This window comes from Cedecea davisae, from assembly GCF_044095835.1.
Classification (GTDB): domain Bacteria; phylum Pseudomonadota; class Gammaproteobacteria; order Enterobacterales; family Enterobacteriaceae; genus Cedecea; species Cedecea davisae.
This window is the reverse complement of sequence record NZ_CP172054.1, coordinates 1492819-1507061: the sequence shown is the minus strand read 5'-3', so window position 1 is coordinate 1507061 and position 14243 is coordinate 1492819. Positions and strand designations below refer to the sequence as shown.

At 55.9% G+C, this 14243-nt stretch carries 14 protein-coding genes; 7 read left to right on the top strand and 7 right to left on the bottom strand.

Annotated elements, in window-relative coordinates; all coding sequences use genetic code 11:
* Positions 1 to 11: 11 nt before the first annotated feature.
* Positions 12 to 1472, bottom strand: a complete 1461-nt coding sequence (ascF, locus tag ACG1VR_RS07545) for a PTS cellobiose/arbutin/salicin transporter subunit IIBC (RefSeq protein ID WP_395490590.1) — start codon at positions 1470 to 1472, stop codon at positions 12 to 14.
* A 192-nt stretch (positions 1473 to 1664) separates the two neighbouring features.
* Here ascF and ACG1VR_RS07540 point away from each other — a divergent pair, with 192 nt between their 5' ends.
* Positions 1665 to 2687 (top strand): LacI family DNA-binding transcriptional regulator, encoded by a 1023-nt coding sequence (locus ACG1VR_RS07540; protein ID WP_395490589.1) that lies wholly within the window; start codon positions 1665 to 1667, stop codon positions 2685 to 2687.
* A gap of 54 nt (positions 2688 to 2741) precedes the next feature.
* Here ACG1VR_RS07540 and ACG1VR_RS07535 read toward each other — a convergent pair whose 3' ends face one another.
* The 3 genes from ACG1VR_RS07535 to ACG1VR_RS07525 all read right to left on the bottom strand — a co-directional run bounded on the left by ACG1VR_RS07535 (position 2742) and on the right by ACG1VR_RS07525 (position 5467).
* Complete coding sequence (locus ACG1VR_RS07535; protein ID WP_016537282.1) at positions 2742 to 3155, bottom strand: heme-binding protein; 414 nt, start codon at positions 3153 to 3155, stop codon at positions 2742 to 2744.
* Between the two features lie 12 nt (positions 3156 to 3167).
* Complete coding sequence (locus tag ACG1VR_RS07530) at positions 3168 to 4391, bottom strand: MFS transporter (protein ID WP_395490588.1); 1224 nt, start codon at positions 4389 to 4391, stop codon at positions 3168 to 3170.
* 83 nt (positions 4392 to 4474) lie between these two features.
* On the bottom strand, positions 4475 to 5467 hold the full coding sequence (locus tag ACG1VR_RS07525; protein WP_016537285.1) for an aldo/keto reductase: 993 nt from the start codon (positions 5465 to 5467) through the stop codon (positions 4475 to 4477).
* A gap of 71 nt (positions 5468 to 5538) precedes the next feature.
* Here ACG1VR_RS07525 and ACG1VR_RS07520 point away from each other — a divergent pair, with 71 nt between their 5' ends.
* Positions 5539 to 6468, top strand: a complete 930-nt coding sequence (locus tag ACG1VR_RS07520; RefSeq protein ID WP_395490587.1) for a LysR substrate-binding domain-containing protein — start codon at positions 5539 to 5541, stop codon at positions 6466 to 6468.
* A gap of 197 nt (positions 6469 to 6665) precedes the next feature.
* On the top strand, positions 6666 to 6962 hold the full coding sequence (locus ACG1VR_RS07515) for a hypothetical protein (protein ID WP_395490586.1): 297 nt from the start codon (positions 6666 to 6668) through the stop codon (positions 6960 to 6962).
* A gap of 43 nt (positions 6963 to 7005) precedes the next feature.
* Here the strand turns inward: ACG1VR_RS07515 and ACG1VR_RS07510 are convergent, their stop codons facing one another.
* Complete coding sequence (locus ACG1VR_RS07510; protein ID WP_016537289.1) at positions 7006 to 7479, bottom strand: DUF1456 family protein; 474 nt, start codon at positions 7477 to 7479, stop codon at positions 7006 to 7008.
* 171 nt (positions 7480 to 7650) lie between these two features.
* On the opposite strand from ACG1VR_RS07510, the gene ACG1VR_RS07505 reads away from it, so the two are divergent.
* A complete protein-coding gene (locus ACG1VR_RS07505) occupies positions 7651 to 8079 on the top strand; it encodes a GNAT family N-acetyltransferase (RefSeq protein WP_016537290.1) in 429 nt (142 codons plus the stop codon).
* A 49-nt stretch (positions 8080 to 8128) separates the two neighbouring features.
* Here the strand turns inward: ACG1VR_RS07505 and apbC are convergent, their stop codons facing one another.
* On the bottom strand, positions 8129 to 9241 hold the full coding sequence (gene apbC, locus ACG1VR_RS07500) for an iron-sulfur cluster carrier protein ApbC (RefSeq protein ID WP_395490585.1): 1113 nt from the start codon (positions 9239 to 9241) through the stop codon (positions 8129 to 8131).
* A 162-nt stretch (positions 9242 to 9403) separates the two neighbouring features.
* Here apbC and metG point away from each other — a divergent pair, with 162 nt between their 5' ends.
* Positions 9404 to 11437, top strand: coding sequence for a methionine--tRNA ligase (gene metG, locus ACG1VR_RS07495; protein ID WP_016537292.1), 2034 nt, complete (start codon positions 9404 to 9406; stop codon positions 11435 to 11437).
* 36 nt (positions 11438 to 11473) lie between these two features.
* Here metG and ACG1VR_RS07490 read toward each other — a convergent pair whose 3' ends face one another.
* On the bottom strand, positions 11474 to 12706 hold the full coding sequence (locus ACG1VR_RS07490; RefSeq protein WP_395490584.1) for an MFS transporter: 1233 nt from the start codon (positions 12704 to 12706) through the stop codon (positions 11474 to 11476).
* A gap of 193 nt (positions 12707 to 12899) precedes the next feature.
* Here ACG1VR_RS07490 and ACG1VR_RS07485 point away from each other — a divergent pair, with 193 nt between their 5' ends.
* The gene (locus ACG1VR_RS07485; protein ID WP_395490583.1) at positions 12900 to 13622 is read left to right on the top strand and encodes a phosphatase PAP2 family protein; all 723 of its coding nucleotides are present in this window, start codon (positions 12900 to 12902) and stop codon (positions 13620 to 13622) included.
* On the top strand, positions 13619 to 14227 hold the full coding sequence (gene ybjG, locus ACG1VR_RS07480; RefSeq protein WP_227318898.1) for an undecaprenyl-diphosphate phosphatase: 609 nt from the start codon (positions 13619 to 13621) through the stop codon (positions 14225 to 14227). Before ACG1VR_RS07485 ends, ybjG begins: the two co-directional genes overlap by 4 nt.
* Positions 14228 to 14243 lie beyond the last annotated feature (16 nt).

The following is a 14243-nucleotide window of genomic DNA, read 5'->3' as shown; positions in this document are numbered from 1 at the left end:
TTTACCTCTGCTTAAAGTGTTTTTACTGCATTATCTGGTGCTGCAAACGCCGTGGCGCTGCCCTGCTCTACCGTTTTCGCTTCCTCAACCGGGATATCTTCGAAGCCAAGAATAAGCGTAGTGATAAATGAGAGCACCACGGCCAGAATCATTACAGCGGCGACCCAGACAATGCTCATTGGGTTAGCCGGGTCAAAAAACTGCACGCTGGTGAACAAACCCGGCGAGGCCATCGAATGGCTTGCCAGCCCGCCGATACCGGCAACAGCACCGCAAATAAACCCGCTAATCAGACAGGCAATCAACGGGCGTTTGAGCCGCACCGCCACGCCGTACAACGCGGGTTCTGAAATACCTGCAACAATCGCCGAAGCCGCAGCGGCCAGAGCCGTCTGGCGCAGTTCAGGGTTTTTCGTTTTCCAGGCAACGGCCAGCGAAGAACCGCCCAGAGATAAGTTGGCACCGATTTCCGACGGCATAACCATGCCCTCTTTTCCAGTTTCGGCTATGGTCTGAATAATGGTTGGAGTGAATACGCGGTGCATCCCGGTCATCACCAGCAGCGGCCAAATCGCCCCCATAATGGCAACGGACAGCCAGCCCAGATAGCCGTGAACGGTATAAACCAGCGAGGAAATACCGCTGCCAATCCAGATACCCAGCGGGCCAATCAGCAGAATTGCTATCGGAGCGGACACCAGCACGATAAGCATCGGCTTAAGGAAGTTTTTTGTTACCGCTGGCGTGATACGGTCAATGGCTCTTTCGATATAAGACAGCAGCCAGGTCATCACCAGCGCCGGAATAACGGTGTAGGTATATTTCACCGCCGTAACCGGTACGCCCATAAAATCAACATGCTGGCCCTGAGCCGCTTTTGCCATCAGGTCTATAAACGCCGGATGAACCAGCACCCCGGCAATAGCAATCGACAGCGACATATTGGTTTTAAATTTCACCGCAGCGGAGGCCGCCACCATCACCGGCAAGAAGAAGAATGCTCCGTCGCCGATAAGATTCAGGATAATCAGCGTGGAGGAGGTTTTTTCGAACAGGCCCGCCATATCAAGGATCATCGCCAGCAGCTTAACCATCGAGCCGCCGATAATGGCCGGAATAAGCGGCGACATGGTGCCTATCAACGCATCGAGTATTCCCGCGCCAATTCGCTTTAAGGTCAGCTTATTTTTTCCGGCAGGCACTGTCGCGGGCCGCGAGCCTTCGGGCAGATGTTTCAGCACTTCGGCATAAGCCTGAGAAACGGTATTGCCGATAATAACCTGGCACTGCTGGTCGCTTTTCACCACGCCCAGCACGCCGCTAATAGATTTCAGCCTTGCGCCGTCAATTGCGGCGTCATCCCGCAATACGAAGCGCAAACGGGTCATACAGTGGGTCACCGCCACTACGTTTCCTGGCCCGCCTAAAGCCTCAACAATCTGCCGGGATACATCCACATATTTGTTCGCCATGAAGTAGGGTTCTCTTGTTATGATTTCGTAGGTAACCGGTTCCACACAATCATGTTAAGTTGAAAATTAGATCACAATAATTATTTTTATATTGATCTAAATTTGTGATTCAGATCGCCCGATAACGCACACTGCGTCCGTGAGGCGAAAAGTGTAAAATGGCGGAAAATGAACAAGCTACGGGAAGCCTTTATGTCAACAATGCAGGAAGTGGCGAAAAAAGCAGGCGTCTCGAAGGCGACCGTTTCGCGCGTGCTGACCGGAAAAGGCTACGTCAGTGAAGCCACTAAAACGCTGGTTTATCAAGCCATTGAAGAAACGGGTTACCGGCCAAATTTGATGGCCCGTAACCTGGCAACCAGCAAATCAGGCTATATCGGCCTGGTGGTAACCAACACCCTGTATAGCGGCAATTACTTCAGCGAGCTGCTGTCGCAGGCGGCGCTTAAACTTGAGGCCAGCGGGCGACAGCTCATTCTGGTAGACGGAAAACACAGCGCCAGGGAGGAGCAGGAAGCGGTGCAGTTTCTGCTCGACCTCCACTGCGATGCGGTGATTATCTATCCGCGTTTTTTGAGCGTGGATGAAATGGACTTGCTTATCGGGCAGCACAAGCAGCCGATAATGGTGATGAACCGCAAACTTCGTAAGCACCAGAGCCACTGTATTTGCTGCGATCACAAAGGCTCCAGCTACAACGCCACGCGCCATTTAATTGATAACGGGCACCGTGAAATCGCCTTTATCAGCGGGGTGCTGGACTCCCCTACCGCGCGGGAGCGTCTGGCGGGTTACAAAGAGGCGCTTGAGCAGGCGGGTTTAACCCCGCGTGACGAGCTGATTGTTGCCGGAAAATGGACGCCAGCAAGCGGCGCTGCGGGTGTTGAAAACCTGCTTGCCCGCGGGGAAAAGTTTAGCGCTCTGGTTGCCAGCAACGACGACATGGCCATTGGCGCCATCAAGCAGTTGAGCAACGCCGGGCTTAGGGTTCCCGACGATGTTTCGATTATCGGCTTTGATAACGTACCCACCGGCGCATTTCTCAGCCCGGCGCTGTCCAGCGTGAAAGAGCCGGTAAGCGACATGATTCATGAAGTGATAAACCGCCTGACGGCGATGCTGGACGGGGGCTATTTCTCCAAAGATAACCTTTACGCTTCTGACCTGATCGTGCGGGATTCGGTGGCGAAAGGTCCGCATTTTATGGCGAAATAACCTTACTCAGTAAAACCGGCAAAGGAGACTCACCCCGCTCTTTTGCCGGTTTTTTTATGCCGGAGCGCCCATCACCGCTTCAACCGTAAGAGCGGCAATCTGCCCGTCCTGCTCTTTAGTTGCCCCGGAAATACCGAGCGCGCCAATCACTACGCCTTGAGCATTGCGCAGCGGAACGCCGCCGTCGATACCCACCAGCCCCCCGTTGCTGTTTTCCAGCGAATAAGCCGGTCCGTTGGGATGTAAATTCGCCCCGACATCACCGCTGTTTGCCTGAAATAGCACCGCTGTTCGCGCTTTTTGCATCGCAATATCGATGGTTGCCAGGAAAGTCCCGTCCATGCGGGCAAACGCGGTCAGGTGGCCGCCAGCGTCCAGCACCACCGCCGACACGGGCGGCAAATCATGGGATTTCACCACGGTTTTAACGCCGTCGAGAAGCGCTTCTGCGAGAGTAAGAGTTAACATCACGGGGAAACCTTAATGGGTTAAAGGAGCCTGTTTTTTGGCGTCAATAACCGCCCAGGTGTGGATAATCAGGCCGAAGGCCGCCAGAATCGCGCCAACCCAGCCGGTGGACTGCCAGCCAAAGCCCGCAGAAATAGTCACCCCGCCAAGCCATGCGCCGAGCGCGTTTGCAATATTGAACGCAGAATGGTTCATCGCCGCCGCCATGGTTTGCGCATCTCCCGCCACGTCCATCAGGCGAATTTGCAGCACCGAAGAGAGCGAAACCATAGTGCCGACCAGCATCACGGTTACCGCCCCAAGCCACGGATAATGCGAGGTATAGACGTAGGCGCTGAGCACCAGAATGGCCCATATCAGCAGCAGGCGAACGGTTTTCTCCAGCCCTCTGTCCGCCAGGCGGCCGCCCACGATATTACCGACGATCATCCCGAGGCCAAACATCGACAGAATCACCGGGATCATGCCCACGGATTGATGAGCCAGTTCCAGCATGGTTGGCTTAACGTAGCTGAATACCGAGAACATACCGCCGCTGCCGATGGCCCCGATAGCCAGCGTCAACAACACCTGTTTGCGGGTAAGCGCCGTCAGTTCCCGCAGCGGACTGGCGTCTTTGTCGCCTTCACTCCACGGCACCCAGGCGCGAACCAGAATAAGCGTCAGCACTGCAAGCCCGCCGACGATGGCGAACGCGCTGCGCCAGCCAAACAGCTGCCCGATAGCGGCAACCGCGGGCACGCCCAGCAGGTTGGCAATCGTCAGGCCGAGCAACACCATCGACACCGCCTGGGCGCGTTTCGCCCGGTCAACCAGACTTGCCGCCAGCAGCGCGGCAACGCCGAAGAAGGTGCCATGCGGGAAACCGGCGAGAAAACGCGCCAGCATCATCGAGTAATAACCCGGCGCAAAGGCGCTCAGCAGGTTGCCGACGGCAAACATCGCCATCAGGACAATCAGAAAATCACGGCGCGCCATGCGTGCGCCGAGCACGGCCAGCAGAGGTGCACCAATAACCACGCCGAGCGCATAAATGCTAATCAGGTGACCGGCTGACGGAATAGAAACGTGCAGCCCGTTGGCCGCATCGGGCAATAAGCCCATGATGACGAATTCGCCGGTGCCGATAGCAAAGCCGCCCATACCAAGGGCGAACAGCGCTTTCAGCAGCCCGGCACGCGACAGAGAGGATGACCCCGCTTCCGCGCTTGCGGTCTGTTCATTGAGTGATGACATAGCGTTTTTTACTTATGCAGGTGAACAAAAAAATGCGCCTCAGGCAGCGGTCTGCATGAGGCGCGGGACTCTTTTACGCCAGGTTATGCGCGGTGCGGTGGTGCCATAAATTCGGCGCCAAGCGGCTCCGGGATATGCTTATTCAGGATAGCGTCGATATCGCGCATGTCGTCAGCGCTAAGCTGCCAGCCATACACTTCCTCAACACCTTCAAGCTGCTGAGGGCGGCGTGCGCCCCACAGTGCGATAGTTGGGCCGGAGTCCAGCACCCAGCGCAGCGCCAGGGCCATGACGCTTTTGCCGTAGCGCTGGTGAGCAAAGGCTTTCAGCTCTTCAACCGCAGCCAGATACTGCCCAAAGCGCGGCGGCTGGAACTTAGGATCGAAGCTTCGCAGGTCGCCTTCGCCAAAGGTGGTTTGCGGATCCATACGCCCGGACAGCAGGCCGCGGCAGATAGCGCCGTAAGCCAACACCACCAGTTGATGATATTTCGCATAGGGCAGCAGTTCGGTTTCGGTTGCGCCACGTTCGAACAGGTTAAGCGGCGGCTGAAGCGTTGCCAGCGGGGCCACGCTGCGGAACTTATCCATCTGAGCCGGAGAATAGTTGCTGACGCCAAGCGCCAGGAACTTGCCTTCGCGGTGCAGGTCTTCAAGCGTACGGGCGGTTTCTTCTATCGCCACCAGCTTATCCGGCCAGTGAACCTGGTACAGGTCGATATAGTCGGTTTGCAGGCGGCGCAGCGAGTCTTCTATCTCTTTACGAATGCGTTCCGGGGTGGAATTACGGGTAACGCGCCCGGCATCGTCCCAGTCCAGCGCCACTTTGGTGGCAATAATTGCCCCGTCACGACGGCCAAGCAGAGCCTTGCCCACCACCTCTTCAGAATGGCCAAAACCATAAACCGGGGCGGTATCAATCAGGTTGATGCCTCGCTCAAGCGCGGCGTGCAGTGTGGCAATCGACTCGTCGTCGTTGCTCCCGCCCCACATGCTGCCGCCAATTGCCCAGGTGCCCAGCCCGACGCGGCTGACCGGTTTAGAAATGCCTGCGATGTGAATCGTTTCGACTGCCATTATTGACTCCCGTCTGTTCTGTGAATCTATAATAACTCATGTCAGGTTGAATTAATTTCAACGAACCCTTGATGATTGAGGCCACTTTTATGCCGGTTCCGGTACGCGGCGAGCTCGCCGATCTGAACGTTTTTCTTGCTATCTGCCGCCGCAAAAGCTTTCGCCTGGCGGCCTCTGAACTGGGGGTTTCCACTTCGGCGCTGAGCCATACCATGCGCGGGCTGGAGGAGCGCCTTGGCGTCCGCCTCCTCAACCGCACCAGCCGCTCGGTAGTGCCCACCGACGCCGGAGAGGCGCTGCTGGGCCACCTGGAAACCGGCTTTTCCCATATCCGCATGGCGCTGGACGAGCTGGATCATTACCGCGAATCCCCCGTCGGCCGGCTGCGCATTAACATCCCGCGCGACGCGGCTCAGCTACTGTTCACTCCGGTGCTGGCGCGATTCATGACCATGTACCCGCGGCTCCAGCTGGAAATCACCGTCGACAATACGCTGGTAGACATTATCGGCAGCGGTTATGACGCGGGCATTCGCTACGGCGAAAGCGTTCCCCGGGACATGATTGCCATGCCGGTGACGCGCAAGCTGAAATGGATTGTCGTCGCCTCGCCCGGCTATCTGAAGAATAGCGCTCACCTGCCCTTATCACATCCCAACGATCTGCTGGCGCACCAATGCATCCGCATGCGGCTCGGCAACGGAACGCTTTATAAATGGGAGCTGAATCATGCGGGAGAGGCGCTGGCGCTGGATGTGCCCGGCTCGCTTATCCTCAACGAGAGCGAGATGATTATTGATACTGCCTTAAACGGCTTCGGGCTTGCCTACTGCCTGGACGTGCGCGTGCGCCCGCTGCTGGAGAGCGGCAAGCTGGTGCAGGTTATCCCGGAATGGGTGTGCGAAGACGAACCGATGGTGATGTATTACCCCAGCCGCAGGCAGCTGCATCCGGGTTTGAGAAAGTTAATTGAGATGATGCGCGAAGTTACGCTGTACTGACCGGGATAACATCAGAGGTATATCCTTCTGCACCGAGCGCGACTCCTGAAACATGTGAATATTTCATCTGGCGGGTACGACCCGTTTGATTTCGGTCAACGCGAAAAGCCCCCGTAAGCGCAAGATGCAGCGGCGGAAATAATAGATATCTTATTATCCCGTAACGAAACAAATAATCTAACAGGGTCGATGAGTGAATGATGAGTAAGCTGAAATTACTGGTGCTGGCGCTGGGTCTGGCCAGCGGTATGGCAAACGCCGCGCTGCCGCTGTTTAACGGGCACGGTGCGCCGGGCGATGTGCATATCGACAACGGCGGGCCGGTATACCTTAACGATAAAGAGATGGTTTTGAAGAAGGTGAACGATAACTTCTATGAAGCGCGTGGTCAGGGCGTGGTTCTGTCTATCGCTATCATGCCGGACGGGACGGCCTCGGTGAGCTGGAACGGCAAACGCCGGGCGAACGGGATGATTGCGCCAGTCCAAAAATAACCACGCTTTCAGGCGGGTGAGTTTGCCTCACCCGCTGCACCGTTTATTCCGCTTTAGCCGGCTTAACGCGCTGGGTCAGGCCACGCAGGAAGTAGCGCAGGAACTGATCGCCACATTCGCGATAGTTTTTATGATCCGGGTTACGCATCATCGCGGTGATTTCCGGCATAGAAATGCGGAACTCCTGGGCAGTCAGGATCTCGAGCACGTCGTCGGACTTCAGCTCAAAAGCGATACGCAGTTTTTTCAGGATGATGTTATTGGTCATCCGGCGCTCGATCTTCGGCTCCGGCTTGCTCTCATCTTTGCCGCGTTTGAAGTAGATAAGCCCGTTGAGAAAGTTTGCCATGATAAGATCCGGGCAGGCCTTAAAGCCTTCTTCGTCCTCTTTCTTCAGCCACGGAACGATTTGTTCCGCGGGGACGTCGGTGCCGGTCAGGGCAAGGATCTTAACGATTCCATCGTTATTCAGGTTCAGCATATAGCGAACGCTTAGCAATACGTCATTATTCAACATGGGGCAATCTCAGGGTCTAAAAGCGGGCAGTATATAGATAAGCGAGCCCATTGTAATAAAAACCGAGCGTATTTACCCGCCAGAGCCTAAATTAGTGGCTATTTATTGGAAGCTTGATGGCGTAAAGTCAGGCTCAGGCTGATAAACATTTTCACGCTAAAAGGTAGACATTTGATCTTAAGACTCTGGCAAGAATCCGACCGCCCTTTCTTACGCACCCTTTACCTCCATTCCCGCCGCGAAGCCTGGCCCTGGCTCGATAGCAGCAGCTGGCACCTCGAAGATTTTGATAGCGTGACTCAGGATGAAAAAATCTGGGTAGCCGAAGATGATGGGCATCGCATCGGCTTTGCTTCGGTATGGGAGCCGGATAACTTTTTACATAACCTGTTTGTTAGCCCGGACTACCACGGTAAGGGCGCGGGCAAGGCGTTATTGCAGAAAGTACAAAGTGAATTCACCAGCACCGGCTCGCTGAAATGCCTGGTGAAAAACCAGCATGCCGCCGAGTTTTATCAGCGTAACGGCTGGCATATTGAAGCCACCGGGGACAGCCCGGACGGCGAGTATTATTTAATGCATTTTGTGTTGGGCCGCTGATGCTAAACCTCCCCCTTAGCGGGAGAGGTTTATAGCGAAGTCCGCCGTATTATACCGCTCTGAAAGCGATTTCAGCCGGGATAACTTCCCCATTCCAGTAAAGCTGAGCCGCAACGCTCCCCGCCAGTTCGCGGTAAAGCGTGGTGATATCGCTTTCCGGGCGGTTAACCACCGTTGGTTTACCGGCGTCCAGGTCTTCACGCAGCGAAATATGCAGCGGCAGCTGGCCTAGCAGGATTGTGTGGTACTGCTGCGCCAGCTTCTCCGCGCCGCCGGTGCCGAAAATAGGCTCGTGGTGGCCGCAGTTGCTGCAAATGTGGATGCTCATGTTCTCGACGATGCCGACCACGGGCACTTCGACTTTCTCGAACATCACAATGCCTTTGCGGGCATCGATAAGCGCGATGTCCTGCGGCGTGGTGACCACCATCGCGCCGGTTACCGGGATATTTTGCGCCAGCGTCAGCTGAATATCGCCGGTGCCGGGCGGCATATCGATAACCAGATAATCCAGATCCGGCCACAGGGTTTCCTGCAGCATCTGCATTAACGCTTTGCTCGCCATCGGCCCGCGCCAGACCATGGCATTTTCGTCGGTCACCAGGTAGCCAATGGAGTTGGTTGCCAGCCCATGAGCGACAATCGGTGCCATATGTTTGCCGTCCGGCGAGGTTGGGCGCTCGTGCTCCGCGCCCAGCATGTTCGGAATAGACGGGCCATAAATATCGGCATCCAGAATGCCCACTTTCGCCCCTTCGGCAGCCAGCGCCAGCGCCATATTGACCGCCGTGGTGGACTTACCTACCCCGCCTTTGCCGGAGCTGACGGCGATAATGTTTTTCACGCCGTTCACGCCGGGCTGGTTTTTCACCCGCTTAAGGGTGGCAATCTGGTGAGTCAGCTTCCAGTCCACCGCCTTCGCGCCGGTGATGCGCAGCAGATCCGAACTGCAACTCTCTTTTAGCGCTTCAAACCCGCTTAACCAGGCAAACGGCATTTGCAGTTCAACGTGCAGCGTGTCGTCCAGCATCGCAACATGGTGCAGCGCTTTCAGGGCGGTGAGATTGTGTTTCAGGGTAGGGTGCTGAAAATTTGCCAGGGTCCCGGCGACCATCGCGCGTAGCTGTTCCGGGGACTTGCTGGACGGGGATTGAGAGTTCATCCCGGCTCCTTATGTTTTTATCGGACATTGCAGTGTGCTAAGCATACCAGAAAGGCGAACAGCTATTCATATCCGGTTATTGCGGGCTTTGGGGTTACTAATCAATTGCCAATCCGGTAATATCAAAACCCCTTTTTTAAATCAGAAGATGCAATTCCCACTATGGCTCAAACCGCGAAGAAAATATTGGTAACGTGCGCCCTGCCGTACGCAAACGGCTCAATCCACCTCGGTCACATGCTGGAGCATATTCAGGCTGATGTCTGGGTCCGTTACCAACGAATGCGCGGCAACGAGGTCAACTTCATCTGCGCCGATGACGCTCACGGCACGCCTATCATGCTGAAAGCTCAGCAGTTGGGCATTACCCCGGAACAGATGATTGCCGAAATGAGCCAGGAGCATCAGACCGATTTTGCCGGCTTCAACATCAGCTATGACAACTATCACTCCACCCACAGCGACGAAAACCGCGAGCTGTCGGAGCTGATTTACGGCCGCCTGAAAGAAAACGGTTTTATCAAGAACCGCACCATCTCTCAGCTTTACGATCCGGAAAAAGGCATGTTCCTGCCGGATCGTTTCGTAAAAGGCACCTGCCCGAAATGCAAAGCGCCGGACCAGTACGGCGATAACTGCGAAGTCTGTGGCTCAACCTACAGCCCAACCGAGCTTATCGACCCTAAATCCGTGGTCTCCGGGGCAACGCCCGAGATGCGTGATTCCGAGCACTTCTTCTTTGACTTGCCTTCCTTCAGCGAAATGCTGCAAGCGTGGACCCGCAGCGGCGCGCTGCAGGAGCAGGTTGCGAACAAAATGCAGGAGTGGTTCGAGTCCGGCCTTCAACAGTGGGACATCTCCCGCGATGCGCCTTACTTCGGCTTTGAAATTCCAAACGCGCCGGGTAAATATTTCTACGTCTGGCTGGATGCGCCAATCGGCTACATGGGCTCCTTCAAGAACCTGTGCGACAAGCGCGGCGACACCACCAGCTTTGAAGAATACTGGAAGAAAGATTCCTCTACCGAGCTGTATCACTTCATCGGCAAAGACATCGTTTACTTCCACAGCCTGTTCTGGCCAGCCATGCTGGAAGGCAGCAACTTCCGCAAGCCGACCAACCTGTTTGTGCACGGCTATGTGACGGTAAACGGCGCGAAGATGTCCAAATCTCGCGGCACCTTTATCAAGGCCAGCACCTGGCTTAAGCATTTTGATGCCGACAGCCTGCGCTACTACTACACCGCCAAGCTCTCCTCACGCATCGACGATATCGACCTTAACCTGGAAGACTTCGTACAGCGCGTGAACAGCGACATCGTGAACAAAGTGGTTAACCTGGCCTCCCGTAACGCTGGCTTTATCGCCAAGCGCTTTGACGGCCAGCTGGCGGCGGAAATTGCCGATGCCGACCTGTACAAAACCTTTACCGACGCGGCAGCAAGCATCGGTGAAGCGTGGGACAGCCGCGAGTTTGGCCGTGCGGTCCGCGAAATCATGGCGCTGGCCGATATCGCTAACCGCTATGTGGACGAGCAGGCTCCATGGGTGGTGGCAAAACAGGAAGGCCGCGATGCCGACCTGCAGGCCATCTGCTCCATGGGCATTAACCTGTTCCGCGTGCTGATGACTTACCTGAAGCCGGTGCTGCCAACCCTGACCGAGCGAGCTGAAGCTTTCCTCAACGCCGAGCTGAGTTGGGACAGCATTCAGGAGCCGCTGCTGAATCACAAAGTGAACAGCTTCAAGGCGCTGTATAACCGTATTGAGATGAAGCAGGTGGAAGCCCTGGTAGAAGCGTCTAAAGAAGAAGTTAAGGCGCTGTCTGCTCCGGTCACCGGCCCGCTGGCCGACGATCCGATTCAGGAAACCATCACCTTCGACGATTTCGCCAAAGTCGATATGCGTATTGCGCTGATCGAAAAAGCAGAATTTGTGGAAGGCTCTGACAAGCTGCTGCGCCTGACGCTGGATTTAGGCGGCGAGAAGCGCAACGTGTTCTCCGGTATTCGCTCCGCTTACCCGGACCCGGCGAAGCTGGAAGGCCGTTTAACCGTGATGGTGGCGAACCTTGCGCCGCGTAAAATGCGCTTTGGTATTTCCGAAGGCATGGTGATGGCCGCAGGCCCTGGCGGGAAAGACATCTTCCTGCTCAGCCCGGACAGCGGTGCTCAGCCTGGTATGGCGGTTAAATAAAAAACAAAACCCCGGATATCCGGGGTTTTTCTTTTGTCAGGCGTCTCTGGCCTGCCCTACCGTTTTGTCCTTCAGGAACAAGAACATCAGCCCCAACCACACCAGGCCACCCAGCAGGTTAAACAGGCTGAACAGCCCGTTACCGCCAAGTTGATAAGCGTGCTTGCTCAGCTCAATACCCACGGTAAAGATCAGCATTTGCAGCATTCCCATCGCCGCAGACACCGTGCCTTTACTCATGTCGCTGGCGAACAGCGTCAGGCGGACCAGGCCGGCGTTTGCAAGGCCAATCCCGAATGCATACAGGCTAAGACCGGCGGTCATCCACAGATAAGCGTGGGACGAAACCACCGTCGCGACAGCGGCCACAATCAGACCAGGCACAATCCACCAGCCGCCCATAATAATCAGGCTGCGGACGCTGCGGCGTGCGGTCAGTTTTGCCAGCACCAGGTTACCGAGGATCAGTGCGCCAAAAATCGGCACCTGCAACAGGCCATATTCGTAGCTGCTGAGGTTTTCGCCGCTAATGATGATAACCGGTGACTGGGCAATCCACGCCAGCAGCGGCAGGCTTACGAAGCCGGTAGCCAGCGCGCCCGCCACAAAGCGGATGTTCTTCAGCACCAGCTTGTAATCACGGCCAAGCTCGGGCAAAGAGAGCTTTTCGCCGAGGCGGGTCGCAGTTTCAGGCATCGCTTTGTGCAGGCCAAAGAAGGAAACAGCGGCCAGCACGGCAAACAGCACAAACATCGTTTCCCACGGCGCAACGTGGATCCAGGCAGCCCCTACCAGCGGGCCGAGCAGCGGCGCTATCAGCGCTACGTTTGCCATCAGGGCGGTGATTTTAATGCACACCGCCTCTTCAAACGATTCCTGAATTGCGGCGTACCCCACCGCGCCAATAAAGCAAAGGCTGATGCCCTGCAGGAAGCGCAGGAAAGTAAATTGCTCAATATTTTGTGCCAGCAGCGTCGCCAGGCAGGTGACGATGAACCACACCACGCCGGTCAGCATTACCGGACGGCGGCCGATACGGTCGGACAGCGGCCCCAGCAACCATTGCAGGAACATGCCGCCCGCCAGGTAGGCGGTCATCGAGGTCGGCACCCATTCAATGCCGGCCTGGTATTGATCCACCACGGCCAGCATTCCCGGCTGGATCATATCGTTGGCGATATAAGTTGAGAATTCGTAGAGCACCAGGCAGAGCGGAAACAGCAACGCCTGACGGCCTAACGATTTGTTAGCTATCGTATTATTTTGCATTAGGAACTCAGAAGATAAAAAAACGCGCAGAGTGTATTCAATTGCCCGCGCGGATAACAGTTTGTTGCAGATGAAAAGCACGGGTTGTAAAAGCGCGCATATGATAACCCAATTGTATTAAGGATTTCTTAATCTGTGATGAATATTCTCTCCTCATCATTTTCCTACCCGCGCAGCACTCGCCGTTTACATAATGCAAAGTTTTCCTAAACCAACGGTAAATAAGACAAAACTGCTTTACCGACTGCCGCCACGCTTCTATCTTTTCCAGCTTTTCATCCTGATAATGCTGGCTGTCATTTTTAGCTGGCTTGCCAGAGATGAAGGGCTGGATCGCTGGATAACCGGGTACTGGTTTGATGCCGCCACCCGGCAGTTCCCGCTACAGAACAACCGGCTGCTGGATTTGCTGAACCACCGCCTGTTAAAGGATTTGGTGATAGTCGGGGGAGCGCTGTCCCTGATTTGGGGCCTCTGGCGCCGCCAGCCACGGCTGGTGGTCGTGGCGCTCTTAATCGGCCTCGGGGCCTTAACCGTCGGCATCCTGAAGGATTTTAGCCACCACTCCTGCCCGTGGAGCCTGGCCGAATACGGCGGTAATGCCGTTTCTTACCCGCTGTTTGGCGCCGTTCCGGCAGGCAGCGGGCCAGGGAGATGTTTTCCCGGCGGCCACGCGTCCAGCGGCTTTGGGGTGATGGCATTGTTCTTCTTGTTTTATCGCGAACGCCCGCGCCTGGCGTGGTTTTGCCTGTTTGCCGGTGTCTTTCTCGGCCAGATGATGGGCTACGGCCAGGTGATGCGCGGCGCGCACTTTTTCAGCCACAACCTGTGGGCGGGTTGGTGGGTATGGTTAACCCAGGTGGCGATTTATGGCCTGCTGTCCACCTGGCTTGTAAAGGAACAGGAAACGTTATGATGGAAAGTCTCAACCAGAATCTGTTTTTGCTGATTAATGCCACTCCGGCCTCCCCGGAATGGATAATCAAGCTGGCTATTTTCTTCGCCAAAGACCTGATAAGCATCGTCCCGCTGCTGATAGCCATTCTCTGGCTTTGGGGGCAACGTAAGCAAATGAACGCCCAGCGCCAGGTGGTTATCAAGACGGCGATGGCGCTGATTATCAGCGTGATCCTCTCATGGGTCATTGGGCAACTGTTCCCGCACGACCGCCCGTTTGTTACCGGGCTGGGCTATAACTTCCTGCATCATGCGCCGGACGACTCCTTCCCGAGCGACCACGGCACGGTGATTTTCACCTTCGCGCTGGCCTTCCTGTGCTGGCACCGCGTCTGGTCCGGTATTTTACTGTTTGTTATCGGCTGCGCGATTGCATGGTCCCGCGTGTATCTCGGCGTCCACTGGCCGCTGGATATGCTGGGCGGCCTGCTGGTCGGCATGAGCGCCTGCCTGCTATCGCAGCTGGTCTGGAACCTGCGCGGGCCGCAAATCCACCGACGCCTGCACCTGATCTACCGTTTTTGCTTTGCGCTGCCTATCCGTAAAGGTTGGGTGCGTGACTAAGCCTCTTGCGGCAGGT